21 protein-coding genes and 2 tRNA genes are annotated in these 23,753 nt (G+C 43.4%); 8 read left to right on the top strand and 15 right to left on the bottom strand.

Annotation, left to right across the window (positions count from 1 at the left end; all coding sequences use genetic code 11):
- Positions 1-157 precede the first annotated feature (157 nt).
- From V7K46_RS24975 to murA, 5 genes are all read right to left on the bottom strand, one after another.
- Positions 158-241: transfer RNA gene (locus tag V7K46_RS24975), tRNA-Leu, on the bottom strand.
- Between the two features lie 98 nt (positions 242-339).
- The gene (locus V7K46_RS24970; RefSeq protein ID WP_335117929.1) at positions 340-1,461 is read right to left on the bottom strand and encodes an alpha-hydroxy acid oxidase; all 1,122 of its coding nucleotides are present in this window, start codon (positions 1,459-1,461) and stop codon (positions 340-342) included.
- Between the two features lie 107 nt (positions 1,462-1,568).
- Positions 1,569-2,510, bottom strand: coding sequence for a hypothetical protein (locus V7K46_RS24965; protein ID WP_335117927.1), 942 nt, complete (start codon positions 2,508-2,510; stop codon positions 1,569-1,571).
- Positions 2,511-2,687: 177 nt separating this feature from the next.
- Positions 2,688-3,566 (bottom strand): M48 family metallopeptidase, encoded by an 879-nt coding sequence (locus tag V7K46_RS24960; protein ID WP_335117925.1) that lies wholly within the window; start codon positions 3,564-3,566, stop codon positions 2,688-2,690.
- 188 nt (positions 3,567-3,754) lie between these two features.
- A complete protein-coding gene (murA, locus tag V7K46_RS24955; protein WP_335117944.1) occupies positions 3,755-5,122 on the bottom strand; it encodes a UDP-N-acetylglucosamine 1-carboxyvinyltransferase in 1,368 nt (455 codons plus the stop codon).
- A 409-nt stretch (positions 5,123-5,531) separates the two neighbouring features.
- Between murA and V7K46_RS24950 the strand changes: the two genes are divergently transcribed.
- Together V7K46_RS24950 and V7K46_RS24945 are read left to right on the top strand one after the other, a co-directional pair.
- A tRNA-Leu gene (locus V7K46_RS24950) sits at positions 5,532-5,612 on the top strand.
- Between the two features lie 85 nt (positions 5,613-5,697).
- A complete protein-coding gene (locus V7K46_RS24945) occupies positions 5,698-6,480 on the top strand; it encodes a TrmH family RNA methyltransferase (RefSeq protein WP_335117923.1) in 783 nt (260 codons plus the stop codon).
- A gap of 20 nt (positions 6,481-6,500) precedes the next feature.
- On the opposite strand, the gene V7K46_RS24940 is transcribed toward V7K46_RS24945, so the two are convergent.
- Positions 6,501-6,749, bottom strand: coding sequence for a hypothetical protein (locus V7K46_RS24940; protein ID WP_334722381.1), 249 nt, complete (start codon positions 6,747-6,749; stop codon positions 6,501-6,503).
- A 343-nt stretch (positions 6,750-7,092) separates the two neighbouring features.
- Here V7K46_RS24940 and V7K46_RS24935 point away from each other — a divergent pair, with 343 nt between their 5' ends.
- Positions 7,093-7,776 (top strand): glutathione S-transferase family protein, encoded by a 684-nt coding sequence (locus V7K46_RS24935; RefSeq protein WP_335117921.1) that lies wholly within the window; start codon positions 7,093-7,095, stop codon positions 7,774-7,776.
- Between the two features lie 240 nt (positions 7,777-8,016).
- On the opposite strand, the gene V7K46_RS24930 is transcribed toward V7K46_RS24935, so the two are convergent.
- The 7 genes from V7K46_RS24930 to V7K46_RS24900 form a co-directional block, all read right to left on the bottom strand.
- Entirely contained in the window at positions 8,017-8,217 is a 201-nt protein-coding gene (locus V7K46_RS24930; protein WP_335117919.1) for a hypothetical protein, read from the bottom strand.
- Between the two features lie 245 nt (positions 8,218-8,462).
- On the bottom strand, positions 8,463-9,389 hold the full coding sequence (gene crtE, locus V7K46_RS24925) for a geranylgeranyl diphosphate synthase CrtE (protein ID WP_335117917.1): 927 nt from the start codon (positions 9,387-9,389) through the stop codon (positions 8,463-8,465).
- Between the two features lie 156 nt (positions 9,390-9,545).
- Positions 9,546-10,955, bottom strand: a complete 1,410-nt coding sequence (locus V7K46_RS24920) for a family 2B encapsulin nanocompartment shell protein (protein ID WP_335117915.1) — start codon at positions 10,953-10,955, stop codon at positions 9,546-9,548.
- A gap of 104 nt (positions 10,956-11,059) precedes the next feature.
- Positions 11,060-12,469, bottom strand: a complete 1,410-nt coding sequence (locus V7K46_RS24915; protein ID WP_335117913.1) for a family 2B encapsulin nanocompartment shell protein — start codon at positions 12,467-12,469, stop codon at positions 11,060-11,062.
- 68 nt (positions 12,470-12,537) lie between these two features.
- The gene (locus tag V7K46_RS24910; RefSeq protein ID WP_335117911.1) at positions 12,538-14,895 is read right to left on the bottom strand and encodes a family 2 encapsulin nanocompartment cargo protein terpene cyclase; all 2,358 of its coding nucleotides are present in this window, start codon (positions 14,893-14,895) and stop codon (positions 12,538-12,540) included.
- Between the two features lie 776 nt (positions 14,896-15,671).
- Positions 15,672-16,616, bottom strand: a complete 945-nt coding sequence (locus V7K46_RS24905; RefSeq protein ID WP_335117909.1) for a tryptophanase — start codon at positions 16,614-16,616, stop codon at positions 15,672-15,674.
- A 45-nt stretch (positions 16,617-16,661) separates the two neighbouring features.
- Positions 16,662-16,901, bottom strand: a complete 240-nt coding sequence (locus tag V7K46_RS24900; RefSeq protein WP_335117907.1) for a hypothetical protein — start codon at positions 16,899-16,901, stop codon at positions 16,662-16,664.
- Between the two features lie 668 nt (positions 16,902-17,569).
- Here V7K46_RS24900 and V7K46_RS24895 point away from each other — a divergent pair.
- Both V7K46_RS24895 and V7K46_RS24890 read left to right on the top strand, forming a co-directional pair.
- Positions 17,570-17,884, top strand: coding sequence for an S-layer protein (locus tag V7K46_RS24895; protein ID WP_335117905.1), 315 nt, complete (start codon positions 17,570-17,572; stop codon positions 17,882-17,884).
- A 388-nt stretch (positions 17,885-18,272) separates the two neighbouring features.
- On the top strand, positions 18,273-18,782 hold the full coding sequence (locus tag V7K46_RS24890) for a hypothetical protein (protein ID WP_335117903.1): 510 nt from the start codon (positions 18,273-18,275) through the stop codon (positions 18,780-18,782).
- Between the two features lie 653 nt (positions 18,783-19,435).
- Here the strand turns inward: V7K46_RS24890 and aroB are convergent.
- Positions 19,436-20,548 (bottom strand): 3-dehydroquinate synthase, encoded by a 1,113-nt coding sequence (aroB, locus tag V7K46_RS24885; RefSeq protein WP_335117901.1) that lies wholly within the window; start codon positions 20,546-20,548, stop codon positions 19,436-19,438.
- A 176-nt stretch (positions 20,549-20,724) separates the two neighbouring features.
- On the opposite strand from aroB, the gene petL reads away from it, so the two are divergent.
- The gene (gene petL, locus V7K46_RS24880) at positions 20,725-20,820 is read left to right on the top strand and encodes a cytochrome b6-f complex subunit PetL (RefSeq protein WP_298908792.1); all 96 of its coding nucleotides are present in this window, start codon (positions 20,725-20,727) and stop codon (positions 20,818-20,820) included.
- An 81-nt stretch (positions 20,821-20,901) separates the two neighbouring features.
- On the opposite strand, the gene bioB is transcribed toward petL, so the two are convergent.
- On the bottom strand, positions 20,902-21,909 hold the full coding sequence (bioB, locus tag V7K46_RS24875; protein WP_335117899.1) for a biotin synthase BioB: 1,008 nt from the start codon (positions 21,907-21,909) through the stop codon (positions 20,902-20,904).
- 388 nt (positions 21,910-22,297) lie between these two features.
- Between bioB and V7K46_RS24870 the strand changes: the two genes are divergently transcribed.
- Together V7K46_RS24870 and V7K46_RS24865 are read left to right on the top strand one after the other, a co-directional pair.
- Positions 22,298-22,873, top strand: a complete 576-nt coding sequence (locus V7K46_RS24870) for a GNAT family N-acetyltransferase (RefSeq protein ID WP_335117897.1) — start codon at positions 22,298-22,300, stop codon at positions 22,871-22,873.
- Positions 22,874-23,289: 416 nt separating this feature from the next.
- Positions 23,290-23,745: a hypothetical protein gene (locus tag V7K46_RS24865; RefSeq protein ID WP_335117895.1), complete on the top strand. Its 456-nt coding sequence runs from the start codon at positions 23,290-23,292 to the stop codon at positions 23,743-23,745.
- The last annotated feature ends 8 nt before the right edge of the window (positions 23,746-23,753 follow it).

The raw sequence follows: 23,753 nt of genomic DNA, 5'->3' as shown, positions 1-23,753 counted from the left end.
CTTTCCTTGAGTCTTTGCCGTAACATTTGCCTTTGCTTTTTAAGTTGCCGCTTCCTTGCAGAACCGCCTCTACCTTTGTCATTTCTGCCTTCTTTACGGGGAGATTCCCATCTTTTGAGGCGCACTACTTTTAACCTCTCTAGTACTTCTTTGCTAGTGGGCAGGAGGAGAATCGAACTCCTATGACCGCAAGGCCGCCACATTTTGAGTGTGGTGCGTCTACCAGTTTCGCCACCCGCCCGTTATATCTAATCTTAACTATTATACTCTAATTGAGGGATTTTGTAACTAATCTGAAAATTAATTCTGATTTTGCTGGAATAATAGCTTTAATAAGGCTTAAAGGCGTGGCAGGGTCAATAAACTAGGGTGAATATCCTCCAGTTTGGCACAGCCGCTAAGTGCCATTCCCACATTTAACTCATCTTGTAGGAGTGAGATGACATGAGATACACCGACTTGTCCTGCTACCGCTAGTCCCCACAATATGGGTCGTCCAATCAGTACCGCTTTTGCTCCTAATGCCAGAGCTTTGAGAATGTCTGTGCCCCTACGAATGCCTCCATCCAACAGCACTTCTACTTTACCATCCACTGCTACTACTATTTCCGCTAGAGCATCTAAAGAAGCGATCGCACCATCGAGTTGTCTGCCACCATGATTGGAAACAACAATTGCTTTGGCTCCGCACTCTACAGCCCGAACAGCATCATCTCCCCGTAAAATTCCTTTGATGACTAAAGGTAGTGGTGATAAAGACTGCAACCATTCCAAATCGTGCCAAGTTACTGCTGGGTTTAACTGTTGGGCAAAATAGGTAAATAACCCAGATTCGCCTTTTTCATGGGAAATATCTAGCCCTGAGATAGTGGCGAGATTAGCCAGATGTAAGTCTGGGGGTAAGGCAAACTCGTTACGTCTATCTCTTTCTCGTTGTCCGAGAACAGGTGCATCTACAGTCAGACAAAGTGCTTTGTAGCCTGCTTTATAGGCTTTTTCTACTAAAGCACGAGTTAATCCCCGATCTTTATGGATGTAAAGCTGGAACCATCGCAGAGAATCTGGAAAATTATCAGATGCACTGGCCACTTCTTCAATGCTCTTTGTGGCCATTGTACTTAACACCATGCCCACACCAGCTGAGGCGGCAGCTATAGCCGTAGCAATTTCTCCGTCTGGATGAGCTAGACATTGAAAAGCCATTGGCGCAATTAATAAAGGTAGTTGCAGGGGTTGTCCTAAAATAGAGGTAGTTAGATTGCGATCGCTAACATCGACTAATACACGAGGTCGCAACTTGAGTCTCTCAAAGGCAGCACGATTATCCCGTAATGTTATTTCATCCCAAGCGCCACTGCTATAGTAATCGAGCGTCATTTGAGACAGATGCTCTTTTGCTAGCTTTTCGTACTCAAAGAGATTTATGGGTTGAAAGCGATGGCCGTTGGGTACAACTGTCATGGTAGAGGCTGTGGGTTAAGCAATGGGATGTTTTTGAATCGGATTGTTCGAGTAATCATCGATTTCTTAGTCAAGCTAGAAAACCCAATATCTCCGACTGAGTTCATCTAAAGGAACCTATTTAATAATTCTTCCCTGGATAGTTGCAGTAATAAGGGTGTAAATTCCTCTGGAGATAATGTTAATAAAGCTTCAGTAATTACTCTTAGGTCTGCATCTAAAGAACCAAAGCGAACTTGCAACAAATTCTCTATAACATTACGACGTTCTGCTTGAATTCCTTCTTGAATTCCTTCTTGAATTCCTTCTTGAATTCCTTCTTGGATTCCTTCTTGTTTGACTTCTGCTAATTTTTGCTCATAAATAGGTGATAAGCGCATAATTAAATCTCTATCCTCATCGTCTATATTTTGATTGAATTCTAAGGTAATCTTTAAATTTAATAATAAATCAATTGCTTTGGAACGTAAGAGATTATTTTGGGGAAGTGCTTCTAATTCATCTATCGCTTGTTGCTGGACTCTTCCCTTACCTAAAATTCTCAACCATAGTGTGTCTTCTGTACACGGTAATTGGTGAATTCCCACAATTGCTGTTCTAAAATAGTCGCCTAAAAAATGTATTCCTATTCCCCAATTTTCTTCATCTAGGTCAGTTCTAAAACCATCCAGTATAGATTCAGAAGCTGTAGGTGATAAAATCCACAAACGTGGTAATTCTGATTCTGTAAGCCGAGTTTTATCACCTTTAGCTTGACGTTTTACTTCAGCAAAGATATCAAACAACTTATTTATGCAACTGCGGATCTCCGCAATTGTAGCAGCATTTCTAAATGGTTCAACTAATGCAGGTTCAGCCGCAAATTTTCCTAATAGCCCTAATTCTATTGTATTCTTTGTATTTTTTGTGGATTGGGGTGGAGGTACAAAATAAACATCAATCTCTCGGATTTGGGCTGGAACTTTCCGACTTGTTTCCACTTCTCCCAATGGTTGTAACAATTCTTTAAGATAGTCTTTGGCGAACTGGTCGTAAGGAAACCTAGTCATTAGCTGATTTTTGGGCTGTACCAGTATTTTAGATCACACTGCAATCGCCCATAGCTTACCTGAAGAAATTTAGAATGTGCGATGTCTACGACGGGCTGCGCCAACGCATTAGCGAATCCCTGGAGTATTGTAAGCCAAAACACATCTAATTTACATAACCAAATTTCATTAGTAGCTTTACCAGTTTCGCCATCCGCCTTTGGGTGCAACTTCATTACTTGTAGATTTAAGTCCGTGACTTTGCAACAGAGTTTGATATTCTGTGCTGCTTGCCCAGCGGTCAATTTCTCGCGCCCGTAGCACTGGCACTGGATGAGTTAATTGGGCTGTACGGGCGGCTTTGACCATTTCGCCTAGTTCAGTCTTGCTAATGTCATCGTAAGCGCGGGCTTGGGCAACAAAGGCATCGAGATTCAGTTGTGGCGCTAAGGTGGGGGAACCACCCGCCAGCTTCATTAACACTGACATGACAACTTTCGGGTCTTGGGTTGCTAGTAATGCGGCGCGATCGCAGGTAAACTCAGCACAGCGAACCCATTCTAAAAGCTGCGCCTGTATCGCTTGAGCAACGAAGGTGCCGACATTGGGCACAATCGCCGCAGCTAATATTAATAAATTTACAGGAGTCAAATAAACGCTATGGTCACACTTGAGATGCCCCAATTCGTGGGCAATTACTGCTTGTATTTCCTCTGGTGTGAGGATATCAATTAGGGATGTGTGTAGCACAACAAAGGGCTGCTTACCCCGCACAGCAAAAGTATAGGCGTTGGGAGCCGGATGTTGCCGGACGTACAACTGGGGAGGCTCTATATCCAGGATTTTACAGGCGTCTAACAACAGCTTATATAAATCGGGCAGTTGCTGTTCACCCACCAGAACGCTGGAGGCAATATTTTCCACATAGAAAACCTGTTCTGCCATTGGGCCGAGCCAATTTCGCACCAACATATCTATGCCTGGTATTTGCTTGAGCGTTTTAGTAGCTTCCAGGTCTAATGGATGACGAAATGAGTCAGCTTTTAAACCAATTAGCGGGGTTTTGAAGAAGGACATAGTGCAGCAAGCTATAAAAAAACACAACTATGGAATCTGGCTGGTTAAATAAACAGCCTCCCACAGTTAGTATAACGATTTAAGTAGGGTGGGCAGGGGAAGCAGGGGAGCAGGGGGAGAAAATTTTACCTTATCTCCCTCGTTTCCCTCATTCCCCTTGTTCCAACGTCAGTCTCAACCGATCAATTTCAACTTGACAGGCTACTAATGCTGGAAGCGATTTCTGCATCTGCTGATGTTTCGCCCACACGCAGGATTTTAGCTCCCAATTGCTGCAACTTCACATCAAGTCGATCATATCCGCGATCAAGGTGCTGTAATCCCTGAATTGTGGTTTGTCCTTCTGCCGCCAGTCCTGCTATCACTAGCGCTGCCGATGCTCGTAAGTCTGTGCCTAATACTGGTGCGCCAGACAATTTCGGTACTCCCCGAACGAAAGCAGCGTTGCCTTTGACACGAATATCTGCCCCCAAGCGATTCAACTCTGAGGCATGACGTAAGCGATTTTCAAAGACGGATTCGTTAATCACGCTGTCGCCTTCCGCCAATGCCAGCAAAGCCATGAACGGCGCTTGCATATCTGTGGGAAAACCTGGATGGTATTGAGTTTCAATATCCGTTGCCTTGAGGGTTTCCGCTGGCAGGATGCGTAAGTATTCAGGCTTTTCCTCAACTATTGTCACCCCAATATCCCGCAGCTTGGCAATCACTGGTACAAGATGTTCTGAAGCCACCGGCGAGAGGGTAAGTTCTGAGCGGGTAATTGCTGCTGCCAACAAAAATGTCCCGGCCTCAATGCGATCGGGAATAATACTGTAGTCAACAGAATGTAACTTGGGGACTCCTTCAATAATAATTCTGCTAGTCCCCGCCCCCTTTATCTTGGCTCCCATCGCGTTACAGAAGTTAGCCAAATCAACTACTTCCGGTTCTCTGGCAGCATTTTCGATGATCGTTTCGCCCTCTGCCAGGGTAGCCGCCATCATCAAGTTTTCCGTCGCTCCAACGCTAGCAATGTCTAAGTAAATCTTCGCACCTTTTAATCTCCGGCTGCTGCCAGGGACGTAGGCATTACAAATGCCATGCTCAATTTGTACCTCAGCTCCCATTGCTTGCAGTCCCCGGACATGCAAGTCAACTGGTCTTGCTCCAATAGCACAACCGCCTGGTAAGGGCATCTGCGCTACTCCCAATCTTGCCAGAATGGCACCAATGGCGAAAAAACTCGCCCTCAACTGGGTAACTAATTCGTAGGGAGCTTTTGATGTTTTAATTTCGCTGGCGTTGATGTCTAAAATGTCACCTTGCCGTGTTAAGCGTACACCCAAAGCCGATAATACCTGACCCATCCGCTCCACGTCCGCTAATAAGGGGACATTGCGGATGCGACAATCGCCCGGACACAGCAAGGCTCCAGCCATGATTACCAGTGCTGCATTTTTTGCCCCGCTAATTTTCACATGACCTCGCAAAGGATGCCCACCCCAAATTTGCAAGACTGAGGAGTCTGCTTTTGGAGCAAATTTGGCATCTGGTAAGCTGCTAGAAGGATTAATAAGCCTACCTCCAAAAGTAATACGTATTTTATTCTGCTTGAAGTTGGTTTTGATTCTACAGTAAAGATTCAATTTGTCCACGTTTTAGGACAACATCTTCGAGGAAAAAATTGTTTTTTTGGTGAAATTTTAGGGCTGACAACAAGCAATAGCAAGCTTTTTGAGCTTTTTAAAAATTTAATAAAAAAGAACTAATAATTAGTAAGTCTAAGCAAAATTAAATACTCAGTAAAATAACTTAAGTGTTCTCTAAAAATCAATGCTGTACTATTGAGTTAATATTTTGATTCCACCTATCCCCTAAAAAACTCGTTTTCAGGTTGAGATTTTTAAAGAAGTGTAATGTTTTCACTTGACAAAGGTAAAAAATTACGCAATTATAAGAAATTGTCGATAAAGACAATTGTCAGCGGAACTGGCGGAATGGCAGACGCGCTAGATTCAGGTTCTAGTGCCGCAAGGCTTCCGGGTTCAAGTCCCGGGTTCCGCATATTATCGAGTTAGAAGTTAAGAGTTATGAGTTTAAGAAAACTAAATTAACTCCTAACTCTTAATTCCTAACTCCTAACTTTTTAATGTTAACCAGTTTACAAAATTCCCTAGTCAAGCAAATTCGCAAACTTCACTCCACCAAGGAGCGGCACAAGCAACAGTTATTTTTACTAGAAGGGACGCACCTGTTAGAGGAAGCTTGTGCGGTTAATTACCCACTAGAAACAGTGTGTTGTACTTCAGATTGGCAAGCAGCCCACTCCTCACTGTGGTCAGAAGCTTGTAGTAAAAGCGATCGCACCGAAATTGTGAGCGAGGAAGTATTAAATGCGATCGCTACTACAGTCCAACCAGATGGTGTGGTGGCAACGGCAAAACGAAGCGTTGGCCAAACTCAACTACCATTGACTGGTTTAGTCCTAGCTTTAGAAACAGTGCAAGATCCGGGGAATCTGGGTACGATGATCCGCACTGCTGCTGCTGCTGGAGCATCTGGGTTGTGGATAAGTGGAGATAGTGTAGATTTAGATAGCCCCAAAGTTCTCCGGGCTTCAGCAGGGCAATGGTTTCGCCTAGCAACGGCGGTAACCGAAAATTTAAAAGCTACAGTTCAACAAAGTCAGCAGGCAGGAATGCAGGTAGTGGCAACCTTACCCAGTGCGACTTTAACTTATTGGGAGGTGGACTGGCGAAAACCCAGTCTAATTTTACTGGGAAATGAAGGTGCTGGATTGTCAGCAGATTTGGCAGCGATCGCAGATAAGCAAGTTAGAATTCCTTTGAGTCCTGGGGTGGAATCATTGAATGTGGCGATCGCAGCCGCTTTAATGTTGTACGAAGCTCGGCGGCAAATGATTTGTCAGTAATGAATTTTAACTTTTTACCCCTATTTTGTTTTTGTTATTTCTTCGAGATATTGTTCAATATCAGCAACTGCATCCTCAAGAGCCGCTAAATCAATATTTATCAAGTCTTGAGCTTCGACTTCACTGAGACTACTAGTATCCAGTTGCGGGAGTTGGGGGATTTCTTCTTCCTCAGTTGAACTTTCTTGTAAGATATCCTCCAACTGATCGAGGGATTGTTGAAACACTTGATCAGCGGCGCGGCGCTGTTGTGGCTGAATTGGCTCCATAATATTGACTTGAAAATCCTGATTTATTGACCTAATTTTGATTACAGTTCCTACAGATTTAAGTTTTGCACTTATAACATCATAATTGTATGCTGTATCAACTTTAGCAGTGGTTATCAAGAATATCGATACTTGGCTTTGGTCACTTTTGCCAAGTCGTCTGCAATTGTTGGGACTTGTATTTTTGTAAAGACTATGAAATATTTTTAACCTATTGTACGCTAATTCGACTGATAAACCGTAGTATATTATCCTGTATGTGATCGCACTTTTTTTTGCGTGCCAACTAGGCAATGTCTAACGATACTGCGCGTCTACGCAATATTTACAAGGAAAGTATTTTATGAGCAGCGTACAACTTTACTTTGCTAAAGCCTCCACCTTTTCCCAAAGAACCCGTGTGGTTTTACTGGAAAAAGGAATTGACTTTAGCGCTACTGAAATTGACTTACAAAATAAACCAGATGGCTACACCCAGATTTCTCGCTACGGCAAAGTCCCTGCCATTAAACATAGGGATATCGAAATTTATGAGTCTGCCATCATCAACGAATATCTCGATGAAGTCTTCCCAGAACCACCTCTATTGCCCCGCGATCCGGGTGCTAAAGCGATCGCTCGGATCTGGATCGACTATGCCAACACTCGCTTTGTACCCGCCTTTAACAAACTCCTGCGTGGTAAAGATGCTCAAGAACAGGGACAGGGACAAAGAGAGTTTTTGGAATCGCTGTTGTACATTGAGCAAGAAGGACTAGGTAAGCTCTCTGGTGATGGCCCTTACTGGTTAGGAGATCAGCTGAGTTTAGTCGATATTAGCTTTTATCCTTGGTTTGAACGCTTGCCCCTCCTGGAACACTTCCGCAATTTCACCTTACCAACAGAAACCCCTCGCTTGCAGAAATGGTGGAATACTGTGCGCGATCGCGAGTCAATTCGGGCTGTGGAAAATCCTGCAAGCTTCTATTTAGAACGATTTGCCAAGATTCTTGGTGCGCCCACTGCCGTTGCTTCTGCTCAAAAGTAAGACAAGAAATAGGGAACAGGTTAGAGTCCCCAGTCAACCTCTGGCGACCGATGTCTTCGACGGGCTACGCCTACGCAGGGCCAGTGCAGGAGTCTCCATTAGCGGTGTATGACGCCCAAAGTATCGCACCAACAGACCTTGTGTATCCCGATCGCGTCGGGTAAGCCTACGTGATTACGTACAACCCGAAACATCGGTGGTTCTACTTTCCGCAAATGCAACGGAACGAGGCGCTACTCATCAAGTGTTTTGACTGGTAGAGACACGAAATGTTCGCGTCTCTACCAAGGATTTAGGGCTTAACTGAACGGTATTAGGTACTGTGGCGTGGTTGGTTAAAATTACACGACCTTTGTGTTCGCGTAGCGTCTGTCTGCGACACGCTGCGCGAACGTAGAGAAGGTTGGCAGCTTGCAAAAGACACTTAACGGGAAAAGTCACTTGCAAGAGTTACTCACTCTACTTTCAGTAGCTCTATTTTCTCATGCAGTATTTTTTATACTGATTTTTTTTACCAAACTCTGGCTTGATTCTTTACTTTCTATCCCTCCAGCTTTTGTTTTAATTCAAAAACTAGCGCCAAAATTACTTGCCATTTCTTCTGTGAGAGTTCCAGGTGCGGAATGTGTGTTCCACTTGAAGTAACCTGACTTTTTTTGCGATCTTCTGAGCAGAGTGAGCGCTGACTAATGTGTTCTAGCTGTGATATAGTCTGCGATCGCCATTAGAGGTTGTGCCTTTGCTCCAAAATCAACAAGTTCAGCTTTGGCTAGGTCAACTAATTCTTGGCTCTTGCGTTTTGATTCCTCAATACCCCATAAACTGGGATACGTCACTTTCTGTGCCTTTTGGTCTTTGCCTGGGGTTTTACCGAGTTCTTCTTGTGTCCCAATTACATCCAAAACATCATCAACTATTTGAAAAGCTAGACCAATGTAGGAAGCATAGCAAGAAAGCTTTTGCAGGACTTCTTTGTCAGCTTTCGCTAGCATTGCACCTGAGAGAATGGAAGCTTCTAACAAAGCTCCTGTTTTGTGAGCATGAATAAAGTTGAGAGTTTCGATGTCAATATTCTGCAATCCCTCAGATTGTAAATCAAGAACTTGACCGCCAACTAGACCTGTTGCTGCTACTGCATGAGCTAACTTAGCAACAACCTGCAATAACTGCTGGGCAGCAACTCCTTTGGTTTGAACCACAAGAAACTCAAAGGCGTAGGCTAAAAGCGCATCACCAGCTAGAATGGCAATGTTTTCGCCATAAATTTTATGGTTAGTTAACTTGCCGCGTCGATAGTCATCATTATCCATTGTGGGTAAATCGTCATGGATCAGAGAAAAGGTGTGAATCATTTCCAGCGTACAAGCAGTAGGCATCGCCATCTCGACTGTGCCTCCAACCAGTTCACAACAGGTAAGACATAGAATCGGGCGTAGGCGCTTTCCTCCAGCCAGTAGAGAATAGCGCATGGATTCGTAGAGTATTTCTGGATAGACTACAGTGATTGATTGTTCAAGCGCTGCTTCAACTTGCGATCGCCGTTCTGATAAGTAGGCTTTAAGGTCAAAAGTGATTTCTTTAACAGATGATTCAAAGACTTGAGTATTCACCATAAATATTTATCTTCAAAATTACAGTACTACACCTAACCGACAAAAGCTGGTTGATAGAAACTATCAAACAATGCTGCTTTCGGGATTAACCAAGGACAGCAATTTGTCACGACGACATTTCATTTAGCCACTCAAAAAGTCAGGTTTCCCCTTCCCTCAGTGCCCAATTTCAACATCTTCCAGGATGCCGAGTGCGTCGGGGATGAGAATGGCTGCACAGTAGTAAACGCTGACAAGATAAGAAATGACAGCTTTTTCGTTGATACCCATGAATTTGACGGACAAGCTGGGCTGGTATTCGTCTGGGATACCTGTTTTATGTAAACCTATTACCCCTTGGTTTTCTTCTCCGACACGGAGTACCAAAATAGAGCTAGTACCCTCCTTGGTGATCGGAATTTTGTTACAAGGAAAAATCGGATAGTTGCGCCATGCAGGTACAATCTTTCCATTGACCTCCCTGCTTGGGGAATAGATGCCACGACGGTTACACTCGCGGCCAAAAGCAGCGATCGCGCGAGGATGAGCGAGGAAAAAATGGGATTTGCGCCGCCGAGAGAGCAATTCATCAAGATCATTGGGAGTGGGTGGGCCAGTGCGGGTAAAGATGCGTTGCTTGAGATCGGCATTGTGCAATAACCCGAAATTAGGATTATTAAGCATTTCGTATTCTTGCCGTTCCTGCAACGCTTCAATAGTCAGCCGTAATTGTTGCTCCGTCTGGTTCATGGGTTCGTTGTAGAGGTCAGCAACTCGCGTATTCACCCGTAAAATGGTTTGAGCGACGCTTAACTCATACTCCCGTGGAGTCAAATCGTAATCAACAAAGGTTTTGGGTAACTCAGTTTCCTGACTATGACCTGCGATCATGGCGATCTCAGCTTGATTATACCTATCCTGGGGTTTACTCAATATCGCTCTAAAGCGATCAACCTGAGTCTGCAATGCCTCAGACTGGTTCAGTAACTCCCGAAACGCCTGTATTGGCAGGACCAACACTGTGCAATGAGTAATCGCTCTAAGGCTCACTTCCCATGTATCTTGAGATACAACTATTGCTTCGCCGCCAAAACAATCGCCGTCAGCTAAAACATCCCGTAAAGCTTCCGCCTCATACTTTCCTGCCTTAAGCTTATTGACTTTACCACGAGCAATTAATAATACCTGGTCGGCTGGTTGACCTTCTTGTACAATTACCTCACCCGGAGCAAATTCTTGTTGCACAAAGCGGTTTGCCAAGGCGTTGAGTACCTCAATATCCTCAAACCCGCGCAGTAAAGGGAGTTCACAAAGTGCTTGGGGAATGACCCGCACCTGAGTCCCTGTATTAGTAAAGCTGACTCGTCCATTACCAACATCATAGGTCAAGCGACGGTTAACCCGATAGGCCCCACCCGTGATTCGCACCCAAGGCAACATCTGTAACAACCATCTAGGGGTAATGCCCTGCATCTGGGGCGGAGTTTTCGTGGTTTTGGCTAAATTTCGCGCCCCTTTCGTGCTTAAGCTGATCTGGGGTTGCCAGTTTTCTTGGTCTAAATCTGGCCTAATCAAAATATCTGTCATAACGTTAACGTTTCATGGGACTAAATTTACTCTCCTAACAGAGAGCATTGGAGGGTAGGAACGAACGACCGTTCGCCCCTACTTTAAAGAGGATGTCCGACTACTTATAGACCGATTTCTACATCTTCAAGGATGCCTAGTGCATCAGGAACGAGAACGGCTGTAGAGTAGTAAACACTGACCAGGTAGGAAATAACCGCCTTTTCGTTAATCCCCATGAAACGGACAGACAAACTAGGCTGGTATTGATCGGGAATATTCGTTTTGTGCAGACCAACAACACCCTGGTTGGTTGCTCCCACGCGCATTAACATAATGGAGCTAGTACGCTCTTTCGTAACGGGAATCTTATTACAAGGATAGATGGGAATACCACGCCAAGACGGAATTGCACTGTTACCCATCGGAATAGGATCGGGATAAAGTCCAAGGTGGTTACATTGCCGACCAAACGCTGCAATGGTGCGGGGATGAGCGAGGAAAAAGCTCGGTTCTTTCCAAACAATGGAGATCAATTCATCAAGATCATCGGGAGTTGGGGGACCACTGCGGGTAAAAATGCGTTGTTTGAGGTCAGCATTGTGTAGCAGTCCGAAGTCACGATTGTTCACCATTTCGTATTCTTGGCGTTCCCGTAAGCCTTCGATAGTGAGCCGTAATTGTTCCTCAGTCTGGTTCATGGGTTCGTTGTAGAGGTCAGCAACCCGTGTATTAACTTGCAAAATAGTCTGAGCCACGCTTAACTCATATTCCCGTGGATTCAGTTCATAATCTGCAAACGTCCCAGGTAATACTGCCTCTGGGAAGTGGTCTGCAGAAATTCTAATATCAGCTTCCCCTTCTCGGTTTTTGGGTTGGCTCAACTTTACCCTGAATTGATCCACTTGCGCTTGTAAAGCCTCAGACTGGTTAACCAGGTTTTGAAAGGCTGCTTGAGGTAGAAACAAGATGGTGCAACGGGTAAGAGCAACAAGGGTGACATCCCAAGTATCCTGAGATTCCACTAAAGCGTAGTCGCCAATATGGTCACCATCAGCTAATACAGTCAAAACAACTTGATCGTCATACTTGCCTGGGCCAATTTTATTGACTTTACCATGGGCAATCAGCAATACTTGAGCAGCTGCTTGACCTGCTCGTATGATCACATCACCCGCAGCAAATTCTTGTTGTACAAATTGACTAGCCAAGGCGTTTAATACCTCGACATCTTTAAATCCCCGGAACAAAGGTAACTCAGTGAGTTCTTGAGGAATGACCTGTATTTGAGACCCTGTATTAGTAAAGCTGACCCGTCCATCCCCAACCGCATAGGTTAAGCGACGGTTGACCTGATAGCTACCCCCCACGGTTTCTACCCAAGGCAGCAGTTTTAAGAGCCACCGTGAGGTAATTCCCTGCATTTGGGGTTGAGTTTTGGTATTGCCTGCCAATTTCCGCGCCGCTTCGATCTGCAAACTCATTGGCAGTTGCTCAATTTGATTTTCTAGGGGAGTATTTGCTGTATTAGTCATGATTAATCTCCATTAGTAATATTTGTTGACAAGTGATTTGATTGAGCGTAATTAGAACTCAGATTGAGCTAACCTTTCGTTCCTAACAGCGATCTGATTTGCATAGCTGAAGTCCCTAACCCTGTTGGACTACTCAGTAAGTTCTGCACCACTGGTTGAACATTGGTTTGAGTTGTTTGCTGACCGACACTTGGTCTAATTTTGGTCGCCGCAGTACCTAATCCTGTGGGGCCTTGGAGTAACCGCTTTTCTGACGAGTTATTCCGCAATTCAAATTCCTTATAGCGGTCTACCGCCCTATGCCATTTGAGTACCCCACACATCCACTGCTCTAGTTTCTTGATGTAACCGTACAGTTTCTTACGGGCACTGGTATCCAGGTCGAAATCATCACACAAGATAGGGAGTTCAGTCGCAACGATATGTTCAAACTCAAGGGCACGCGAGGTCATCAGGTCGTTAACAATGGCGACAGCATGGGGGATATCGCAGTTAAGGAAATTCTGAACCGCCAGCACACCGTTATTAATCTCGCCCTCGAATTCGATTTCTTTCTGATAAGAAAAAATATCGTTCGTCAAACAGGCGAAGTCAGCGGCTGAATTGTCAATTCCCTGCATGGTTCGGCTGGCGAAGACCTCTGGTGGAATCTCATCCCCTTGGGAAAGTCGAGACAGGCTCATAGTTAGATCGGAGCCAAAGGTCTTACGACGCATTTCCACATAGTCTATCGGATCTGGAATGCGATTCTGGGTCTGGTTAGCCAGTTCCCATAACCAACTTTCCGTCATATCCTCGATCGCCTGACGAAACTGGCGACGAGAATTAGCGGTCATAGGGTCAGCCGTCCGCGCCCAAATATCAGCTAAACCTCGTTCGACTGGGTTTGTTGGTACGGAAATAGGACTCCCATCAAGGGGCATAAACGCTGATAGCCGAGCGTTGAAAACTTTTGCCCCTGCCATGTTGCGGCTATAGCCGTATAGTGCAGGGAAGTAGTCATCGGCATAGGTTCCCCAAACCAGCCAACAGGCTGTGATATTCAACTCAGCATTAGACCCATTGGGATGAATATAAGCACCACATAAAGCTACGTCGGCCACATCAAATTTGTGGTCATCCCAGATGTAAATGCTGGGTATCCCTGGCAGTACGTCCAGCATCCCCATTTGACGCGCCCATTCCTTAGAATGCCGCCGAGCCTCTTCTACATGGGGATTCAAACTGGTGGAGAAGGGCATATAAAACTGCGGTAGGGTTACTGGCCCTACAGGCTGATAGGGAATATGGGTGAAGCTTTTGAACCGTTTTAGTCCCAAACTATCGTATAAGGCTCCTAAACGAGCCGCCGATGTACCTAGTCCAGTAGGGCCACCTAAAAGCCAGCTTGCTGTCGAAGATTTGTCTGATGTCTGATTCATGTAGCGGCTCGATCTCATGTGCCACTCATGACCTCCCGACTGCCAGTCCTGAAGTCCTTTGGCATATAGGACGACTTTCAGACGCTCATCAGGAGTCAGACTATATTCCTCGAACAAGGAAGGAAGCTCAGTAACAAAGGTATTCTCAAACTGTTGTACCCGAGATGTTAATAAGTCGTTAGCTAGATTGGCCGCTTCCTGGGTACTCACATCGAGGAATCGTTCTAAAACCAGGATACAGTTTGCATTTTCTCCTTCTTCTTCAACTTCTCTTTGGTAAGACAAAATGTCATTTCGTAGATGTACTCCGTCAGAAAAGGTGTCTTTGAGGACACGCATTGGTCGAGTGCGGGCGATCGCAGCCGGAATTTCTGCCCCAACCGCGTGTTCCACTAAGTTAGCTGACCAGGGCGCTCCCCCCACCTTACGGCGCATCTCAATGTACTCAATAGGGTTAGCAACTCGATTTTGGCTAATATTGGCGAGTTCCCAGAGAGATTCTTTGAGAAGATTGATGGTACTCTCAGAAAATCGGATTACCCAGTCTTGGGAGGCATTAGGGATAGTACGAGTCCAGAGGTCTATTAAACCCCGTTCTACAGCATTAGTGGGTTCTGACGGCGTTTTTTGGGGCTGCACAGGCATAAACGCTGGTAGTCCATTGAGGTACTTCTTAGCCCCGGCCATATCTTGGCTACGCTTGTAAAGCTCAAGGAAGTGATCGTCGAAGAAAAATACCCAAACATACCAATCAGTTACCAGATTGAGCATAGGTTCATCTACATCTGGATGGGTATAGGAACACAATAGTGCATAGTCATGAGCATCAAACTTGCGCTCATCCCAAATTCCATAATCTTCCGATCCCTCTGCCCCACCCAAAATTCCCATTTCATAAGCCCAAGCTTTAGAATGTACCCGTGCCGCTTCCAGGTTTGGGTTCAGCCGTGCCGGCCAAGGTACATAAAAACTCGGCAACTCAAAAGGTTGCTTACTTGAAGTCATTGTCCATTAAAACCTATCAGTTTAAGCTCAGTGTCTTGATTGAAGTCGCGTTAAAATGGTTCTAGGTTACGTGAGTTACACCTGTAGGGGCACGGCACTGCCGTGCCCCTACACCTAGCGATATAATCTTGTGCCGTCCCTGAGTGGGAACCGCTATAATTTTACATTCGCTGTTAATCTTGGGTAAGTGAAATTATTTCTAATAATCGAAAAAATCACAAGTTACTCTTGCCAAACATGTATTAAGCATTAAATTACAGCTTATCAACAGCATTATCAAGAGTTTCTATAAAACGTCCTACTTTTCCCACTTTTCCTACTTTTCCATTTAACAAATCAATGCTTTTATAGCTAAATATATGTATATTATTTTGTAAATAAAAATACCAGTTATTTTAAGTAATTCGGGGGAAAAATTTATCGGTATATAACAAACAGTTAAGCAGAAGAATGAGAGTTAAACCTTACATGTTGCGTGCTGTAGTTTCCCTTTTCTTCTCTAGTTTGGACTCCAGCAATGATGGTATGAGGCTTACATCTAACTCTTCATATTGTAATGATTATCATTTTTATAAGTAGTGAGATTTAATTTCCTGAAAGCCTTATTTGATTTGAGTCTTGGTGTATTTCGCCCTGATTCAGGCTCGTCAATATTTAGATGCGTTTGCCCTGGTTCAAAGACTCGTTGGCGAGTATCAAAGACTGATTCACAGAGTTCAAAGACTCATTCACGAGTATTAAAGACTCGTTCCCTATTCCCCATGCCCCATGCCCCTTTACAGCAATTCAAATCTTGCTTGAAAGAAGCGGAGATACTTCGGCTCGTAAATCATTTTGAGTCCGCGTAGGCGATCGCGATTATAATAAACTTCTTCAACTGCTTCAGCAGTCAGATCCATGTGAGCTTGGGTATAAACGCGGCATGGAATAGTCAAACGTACTAGTTCTAACTCTGGATAATAATCGCCTGTTTCTTTACTACGCCCTACAGAAACAATACCCCGTTCCATTGCCCGGATGCCTGCCTCTAGATACAGTTTTGCTGCTAGACGTTGTGCCGGAAATTGGTCTTGGGGAATTTGTGGTAAAAAGCGTTTGGCATCTAAATAAATGGCATGACCACCAATGGGCACAACAATTGGAATATCCCAATCTAAAAGCTTTTGTCCGAGATACTCAACTTGCCCGACACGGGCACGAATATGATCATCTTGAACTGACTCTTCTATACCCCGTGCCATAGCTTCCATATCTCGCCCAGCCATACCACCATAAGTATGTAGACCTTCATAGATTACTATCAGATTACGTGCTTCTTCGTAAAGGTTATAGTCATTCAGAGCCAGCCAACCACCGATGTTAACTAGTGCATCCTTTTTGCCACTCATGGTGCAACCGTCGGTATAGGAGCAAAATTCATCTAAGATAGTTGCGATCGCCTGGTTGGAATAATCCTCTTCTCTGTGCTGAATAAAGTAAGCGTTTTCCACAGCGCGGGTGGCATTAAGAATAATGCGGATACCGTAGGTCTGGGCTAACTGAAATACCGCCCGCAGGTTAGCCATTGAAATCGGCTGTCCGCCAGCCATATTCACAGTTCCGGCGACGCTGATATAGGGAATACGTTCTGCGCCGACTCGCTCGATTAGGTCTGTGAGCTTTTGCAAGTCTACATTAATTGATTCTTCTTTATGTATGTTGGCCGAATATTTGCATACCATTTTGGTTGCTAATACTTGCTGTTGCCAAGACCATCATAACTAGTTTTAGCGCTCTTGAGGGGCACACCACTGAGCTATTGGTTCAATTCGTGCTTGCTGCATCAATTCCAAAACTTGCGATTGATTACAACCATAGGTAGATGCTAATAATTCCTCACCTTGTTTTTTTGCCTCGTCGGCAGATACACCAAAGGCAATGATTTCTTCGTCTTGGTTAGCTGTAATTGTCTCAACTGGAATAATACAGATATATTGCGGTTCATTATGTCTTATTTGTTGCACCATTATTTACCTACCAATCTCACTGTTAATTGTGTCTATTTTCAAGTTTAGAGAAATCGCAAGTGAAAGTGAAATAGACTCACTATTTACGTAGTTTGTAATTTGAAAAACACTAACTTTTATCCGTGGTTAACACAACATTAAGAATTCTCTCAAAATTACCAAATTTTCGAGTGTAAACACTTACGTATGGGAAAATCAAGTTAGGGATCAACAAATATCTTTTTGTAAATTTTTATTTGTTTTTTAGATCAGTAATGCGTTGAAACATATGCATTGGCGTAGGCGTAGCCCGTCGGAGACATCGCTGCATGGATTAATTTAAATCTCTGTTGGTTAATCTCTGGGAATCAGCAAATCAAGGCTGATACCCCAAAGATGAACTTTTTTTACTCAATGCATTAAGCCTGCATTGAGTCAGTACAAATTTCATACAAATTGGAGGTTATAAAATGGCAATTCGGAATAATTTAGTCGCCAATTTCTGGCAAAAAGTACAAAAAGATTCAGTTAGTTGGGGATCGTTAGCCCTTTGGATCAGTGCATTAGTTGTTCTATTAGTAATGCTTACAATGTTTTCTAACGCTTAATTTCACAAGGTTATTCTAGTTCCTGGGCAGCAGCCTGGGAACTAAGATAGGGTATACTTTCATCCCTAGAAAACTCAAATTATGAACTGTAAACTTCTGGCAACAGTCGTAGTGCTAGCTACTACTAGCTTTATTACTCCTGTTAAATCTCAAGAACCTACTATCGACACTTCAGCAAAATCGAATCAAGTTTTGAATGCTTGTGTCCAAAATCAAGCAGAAACTTTACCAAATCCCTTTAGTGATGTGCCAGCAGACCATTGGGCTTTTAAAGCAGTTATGACTATGTACTACTGTGGTGCATTTCGCAAGGCAACACCACCAGCTTTATTTCAAAAACTGCAACCAACAAATAACCAACAGCAACCGCAGAAAGAACCAGAGTTTCAAAAATAGAGATCAGGGCAAGCGCATCTTGTCAATAACAAAGCCCCAATCTCAATAAAATCTTAATCAATCGCATTAAAATATGCTTATTGATAATAAATTAGGCGTAGGCGTAGCCCGTCGTAGACATTGCTATTAGCCTGTAGAAATCAACCGAACTATAAATCCCTGTTTTCTCCTTAGTAGATTAAATATACATTTTGTCAATCTCATTTAAGATGCGCTTACCCTGGCACATTATCCCCGTTAGAGTGTTGGGAAGTGGTTACGTCTCTTTTAATCAAAAATTAACCAAAATTTATCAAGATTATTTTTTGTTTAAGTATATGTTTCTAAGTGGCGTTCCATAAATTCTTTACTACTGTTTATCATGAGAATTCGTAAAACTTTGGTTGGATTGACAATTGGTGTACTTTCTACAGTGAGCATTTTAGATATCTGCAACATTCATAAAGCAAAGGCTGATTCTGTAATTGATACTAATTCTAAACAGGCTGTTTGCAGAAATTTTGTCACTGGCACATACCTGACGACAATTAAAGATGCTTATGGAAAGTTTGCCTCACGTGCGCTGATCACTCTTACTGAAGAAGGCAACTTGATTAGTAGTGACTCAAACCAAGGTGGTGTTTCAGGTCAGTTTGATCCTTTTACTACTTCTCAAGGTACTTGGGTGTGTAATGGAAATAGGGAAATTACAGCTAGGGCACTCAACTTTAGCCTCTCAAACAAGGGCGGTAGTGGTATTGCAAGAAATGATTTTAAAGCTAGTTTTAATCCGACAACTCAAACGGTGCAAGGGACAATTGAGCTTCGTCTGTTTGATCTAAAAACTAATCCACTACAGGGTAATGGAAAAAATGGAGGGTCATTCTTCTTTACAGGTCAGCTTATCACCGTTAAATAGTTGGATTTCATTAATCTAATGAAAATAAGGGCGGCAGTATTGTTGATACTGTCGCTTGTTAAGGGAGATGTCGGGAAATAAAGCATTATCAACACCGCAAATAAATTTTTCAGAGGAGTAATGTAAAGATATTGTAAAGATTTTTATTTTAATGCCTGTATGACGATCTGTCACTTCGACTTTTGCCCAATCCCAATAAGCGACGCAAACGTCGAGCTGATGGAGGCGGTAGCGCCATTGATAAGAAAAATCGCATACCGTCGTGATCAATGATCCTAATTAATTAATCTGCCTAACTATGCCAGGACTTACGCACAGGTAACGGAAAATCGTAGACGCAAAGCGGCTTGCCGCAGGATACCACAGAGGACGCAGAGAAGCCAGTGCGCCCTTGTGGTTAAGAGACTTGTACCCCTCCGGGGAAGCTACGCGCAGCGTCTCCCCTTCTCCCAAAGGGAGAGGCTAGCGCCTGCCGTAGGATGCCCAAAAGGCTGTAGGGAGAAGCAACTGGCGCGACACGGAGGAATAAGAGTTTGAGAGGTTTTTTGCGTAAGTCTTATATGCGTTTGAGGGCGGACACGCCAAAAGCACGCACCCCAGTTAACGCGGACGTTATGCCGCCTCAAGTTATCTGGGGGATTCACTTTTTACTTTTACATTGCCCGCAACACTTGCCGAATGATATCCGATGGCACCTCATCGGTAACTGTCACTACACCAATCTCCGTTGGTAAAACAAACCGCACTTTCCCTGCTTTGACTTTTTTATCTAACTGCAACGCCTGAATAATTTCTTCAATATCCACCCCAGCTGGTAACTGAGTCGGTAAACCCGTTTTTTGAATTAAAGCATTTTGACGTTCCGTGTCTTCCTTTTGCCACAGTCCCAATTCCACAGCAATTTGACCGGCTGCTACCATGCCAATAGCGACCGCTTCACCGTGATTCACTAGCCGATAACCAGTCAAACTTTCCACTGCATGACCGATGGTATGTCCATAGTTGAGAATCGCCCGCAATCCGCCTTCTTTCTCATCTTTGCTAACAACATCAGCTTTAGCTTGACAAGAGTGCGTTAATATGTGATTTATTAATTCAGGTTTTACATAGCGGAGTTGGTCGAGGCGTTTACTTGCTTCCAACTGGGCAAACAATTCGGCGTCCCAAATCACACCGTACTTAATAACTTCTGCCATCCCGGCCCGAAACTCGCGCATAGGTAGAGTTTTTAATATATTTGGGTCAATTAATACTAGACGTGGTTGATGGAATGCCCCAATCAAGTTTTTACCGTGGGGATGATTCACGCCAGTTTTGCCACCAATTGCCGAATCTACCATTGCCAAGAGAGTGGTAGGCACTTGGACAACATTAATGCCGCGCAGCCAAGTTGCGGCAGCAAAGCCAGTCATATCGCCAATTACACCTCCTCCTAAAGCCACCATCGTAGAAGAACGTTCTAGGCGGTTTTCCAAGGCGATATCATAAAGTTTTTGGATGGAATTGAGGGTTTTGTAGCGTTCACCAGGTGGTAGGGTGCAGCTAGCAACATCAAATCCAGCAGATGTGAGGGATGCGATCGCTCTTTCCCCAAAATGTTTTAAAATCGTCGGATTAGAAACTAGCAATACCTTCTTGCCTAGCTTGAGACTAGCCATCTGTTGACCTAGTTGATCTAAACTCAAAGGTGCGTTAGCGGAGCTTACCGCAGGTATCGCAATCTCATAAGACTGCTCTGGTAAATTTACATTAATTACAGAAGTCATTGCCTAACCCCAAACAAGCGCCAGTGGGCTGTATTCTATCGCAATCTGGGAGTGGGGAGATAAGGTGGATGAGGGAGATAAGGGAGAAAAAGTGAATAACCCATGTCCATGCCTAATGCCCAATGCCCAACAACTAATGATTCAATAGATTTAGGAAGTATTGTGGAGAAAAATAAATGTTTGCAATTGCAGCTTACATCGGCTTTTTAGCTTTATTCTTTGGTTTGGCTGTCGCTCTGTTCTTCGGTCTGCGGACTGCCAAAATAATTTAACTAAGACTCTTGTAGGGCGGGCATCTTGCCTGCCCTCAGTTTAATAAGGACGGGCGAGATGCCCATCCCACAAAAAAATATTTATCCCACAACAGCCGGACTTGCAACCTTCTCCTGTCTTTGGGAAGGCGGACGCATTCCCAAACCAAGTAAATTCAGCATTTCTCGGTCAGTATCGTAATCTGGACAAGGAGTTGTCACCGTCAACATCTTGTTATCGTCGCTGGAAAAGATAGAATTGGCTCCCGCCATAAAGCAGAAAGCTTGTTCAACTTGAGAAAGTCTAGCTCTACCGGCACTAAGACGCACATCGGAAGCCGGCATTAAAATCCTGGCTGTGGCAATCATCCGCACAATATCCCAAATGGGGACATCAGGTTGATTTTCTAAGGGTGTGCCCGGTACTTGTGAAAGAATATTAATTGGCACTGACTCTGGATGCGGATGTAAGTTTGCCAAAGTTTGTAACATCCCAACCCGGTCATCGACAGTTTCACCCAAACCAAGAATACCGCCGGAACATACAGTAACATTTGTCTGACGCACATTCTCAATTGTGTTCAAGCGATCGCTATAAGTTCTCGTGGTAATAATTGTGCTGTAATATTCCTCCGAGGTATCTAAATTATGGTTGTAGGCGTAAAGTCCGGCTTCTGACAATTTCCTAGCCTGATTTGCTGTCAACATACCTAGCGTGCAGCACACTTCTAAACCCATTGCGGTTACATCCTTGACCATTTCCAGGACTTCCTCAAATTGTGAGTTATCCCGCACTTCGCGCCAAGCAGCACCCATGCAGATGCGGCTAACACCAGTTTCTTTAGCTTTTTGAGCAATGCTAACTACCGTTTCCTTTTCTAGGAGTGCTTGCGCCTTTACGTCTGTTTTGTAGCGGGAAGATTGGGCACAGTAGCTACAATCTTCTGGACAACCTCCAGTTTTAATCGATATGAGCTTACAAACTTGTATTTTTGTCGGGTCATGATATTGGCGATGCACGCTAGCAGCTTGATAAATAAGCTCTAGCAATGGCGTGTTGTATATCGCCCGAATCTCTAATTCCTGCCAATCGTAGCGTATTCCCACCACATCATTATCCTTCTTGTAGACTGGGTTAAATCTTGAGCTGTCTTTTGGTAGAATCTCCTGCGGTACCGCGTTTGGGCAAAGCGATTTTCTTGAAGTTATGCCATGCACTGCGCTTTATTACCCATTGGCTCTCAATCCTTCCGCTCTAGATATTAGACATCAGCTTATCAAGATTTTGGTTGAATGACAGATTAGCAGCAAAAATACTCACCTGCAAGTAAAGCAAAAGGATGGCATTTTTGGCAAAATACCTATGCCTACACCACTGATAATCCAAATTGGTACATAATAATACAGCTAATCTCACTGTTGCTAAACCGCATGTATGAGAGAATTTACAAAATTAGCGAGAATGTTCTGGAAAGAGATCCCGTCGATTAAGTAGTTTATGATATCAGAACTGCCATTAATTACAAGCGATCGCCTGTTCTTACGAGCGGCGATCCATGAAGATATACCCTTAATTCTCAAATACTTTATTCATAATAAAACTTATCTGACTCCATTCTACCCTCTTTGGGCTGATGGTTTTTTTTCTGAAGAATATTGGCAATATCAGATAGAGAATAGCTTTCTGGAATTTATTAATGGTCAATCATTAAAGCTATTTATTTTTACCAAAAAAAATCCTACTGTAATTATTGGAACTATCAATTTTAGTAATTTTGTCCGAGGAGCCGCTCATTTTTGCTATGTGGGATATAGCCTTGCTGAAAGTAAACAAGGTAAAGGATACATGACAGAAGGACTAAAAGCCGCAACTCAATATCTATTTCAAGAGTTAAATTTTCACCGAGTTATGGCTAATTATATGCCTCACAATCGGCGCAGTGGCAATGTACTTAAAAGACTAGGCTTTGTCATTGAAGGATATGCTAAAGACTATTTGTTAATTAATGGGCAATGGGAAGATCATATTCTCACAAGTCTGACAAATCCTAACTGGCAAATACCTAAATTTTAACCAGCTATTTTTCTAATAAAATTAAGTAACTAGGTGTAAATAAATTAAAGTTTCTAGTGAGTTAACGCAGTCTTCTCTTTAGCATTTTAATTTTACTAACCGACATCTTGAGAATTGGGGTTATTTAGTCTGTTTTAATTAGCTCAACTTCCTGAAAGATAAAACACTAAAAGATAGATTCCCAACTTCTCAGATAAATTAGGGATCTGGGTATTATGTTTATTTATATACAGCTAATTAACAAATTCGAGACATCAGTTGACAATATTTATCAATTCATCGTAAATCCATAATAAATACACAACAACTCCACAAGCAAATGCAATAGTAATGTTTGTTCACTCTCCGGCTTAATTACCAAGGTTCGTTTTAGCCGATGTGTCCAATTTTATTAAATGATTGAGGAGTTTTTCAAAGTGTCCATTAATTCTATAAAGCGCTTATCTGTCTTTTCTACTATCTTCACCTTTGCTACAATCTTACATGCAGTCGTGTTGGCAGCACCAGCTCCAAGTTCCGTCACTACACCAGCTTTAAAAACTCAGACTAGTCCTGCATCACACCAGCCAATCAAACTCACAAACCAACAGCGCCAGCAAATCCAAGTGGCTCGCCAGCAAAGAGATAAGGATATTGAGGCTTTATTAAACCCGTCCCAAACTACTAAATTTAAAGCAGCATTACAATCCCGTCAGAGAATCAGAATAGTGTTAAAATCTTTAGATTTGAATCAAGCTCAACAAAAACAGGTTCAATCAATTTTGCAAACTTATAACCTGCAAGTAAAACAAATTCTATCTTCACAGCCATCACAACCAACATCAAACTCATTAGGAGTTACTCCATCAACACCACAACCAATTAAAAAGTAAAAAATCAG

The sequence above is a fragment of the Nostoc sp. genome, assembly GCF_036917395.1.
In the GTDB taxonomy this organism is placed as follows: domain Bacteria; phylum Cyanobacteriota; class Cyanobacteriia; order Cyanobacteriales; family Nostocaceae; genus Nostoc.
The sequence above is the reverse complement of the archived record's forward strand: the minus strand, read 5'-3'. Positions and strand labels throughout refer to the sequence as shown.

Excerpts from the sequence above, each read along its gene's own strand:
- V7K46_RS24970 (WP_335117929.1), bottom strand. The coding sequence starts at position 1,461 with ATGACAGTTGTACCCAACGGCCATCGCTTTCAACCCATAAATCTCTTT.
- V7K46_RS24965 (WP_335117927.1), bottom strand. The coding sequence starts at position 2,510 with ATGACTAGGTTTCCTTACGACCAGTTCGCCAAAGACTATCTTAAAGAA.
- V7K46_RS24960 (WP_335117925.1), bottom strand. The coding sequence starts at position 3,566 with ATGTCCTTCTTCAAAACCCCGCTAATTGGTTTAAAAGCTGACTCATTT.
- V7K46_RS24945 (WP_335117923.1), top strand. The coding sequence starts at position 5,698 with ATGTTAACCAGTTTACAAAATTCCCTAGTCAAGCAAATTCGCAAACTT.
- V7K46_RS24940 (WP_334722381.1), bottom strand. The coding sequence starts at position 6,749 with ATGGAGCCAATTCAGCCACAACAGCGCCGCGCCGCTGATCAAGTGTTT.
- V7K46_RS24935 (WP_335117921.1), top strand. The coding sequence starts at position 7,093 with ATGAGCAGCGTACAACTTTACTTTGCTAAAGCCTCCACCTTTTCCCAA.
- crtE (WP_335117917.1), bottom strand. The coding sequence starts at position 9,389 with ATGGTGAATACTCAAGTCTTTGAATCATCTGTTAAAGAAATCACTTTT.
- V7K46_RS24920 (WP_335117915.1), bottom strand. The coding sequence starts at position 10,955 with ATGACAGATATTTTGATTAGGCCAGATTTAGACCAAGAAAACTGGCAA.
- V7K46_RS24915 (WP_335117913.1), bottom strand. The coding sequence starts at position 12,469 with ATGACTAATACAGCAAATACTCCCCTAGAAAATCAAATTGAGCAACTG.
- V7K46_RS24910 (WP_335117911.1), bottom strand. The coding sequence starts at position 14,895 with ATGACTTCAAGTAAGCAACCTTTTGAGTTGCCGAGTTTTTATGTACCT.
- V7K46_RS24905 (WP_335117909.1), bottom strand. The coding sequence starts at position 16,616 with ATGGTATGCAAATATTCGGCCAACATACATAAAGAAGAATCAATTAAT.
- V7K46_RS24900 (WP_335117907.1), bottom strand. The coding sequence starts at position 16,901 with ATGGTGCAACAAATAAGACATAATGAACCGCAATATATCTGTATTATT.
- V7K46_RS24895 (WP_335117905.1), top strand. The coding sequence starts at position 17,570 with ATGAACTGTAAACTTCTGGCAACAGTCGTAGTGCTAGCTACTACTAGC.
- aroB (WP_335117901.1), bottom strand. The coding sequence starts at position 20,548 with ATGACTTCTGTAATTAATGTAAATTTACCAGAGCAGTCTTATGAGATT.
- petL (WP_298908792.1), top strand. The coding sequence starts at position 20,725 with ATGTTTGCAATTGCAGCTTACATCGGCTTTTTAGCTTTATTCTTTGGT.
- V7K46_RS24870 (WP_335117897.1), top strand. The coding sequence starts at position 22,298 with ATGATATCAGAACTGCCATTAATTACAAGCGATCGCCTGTTCTTACGA.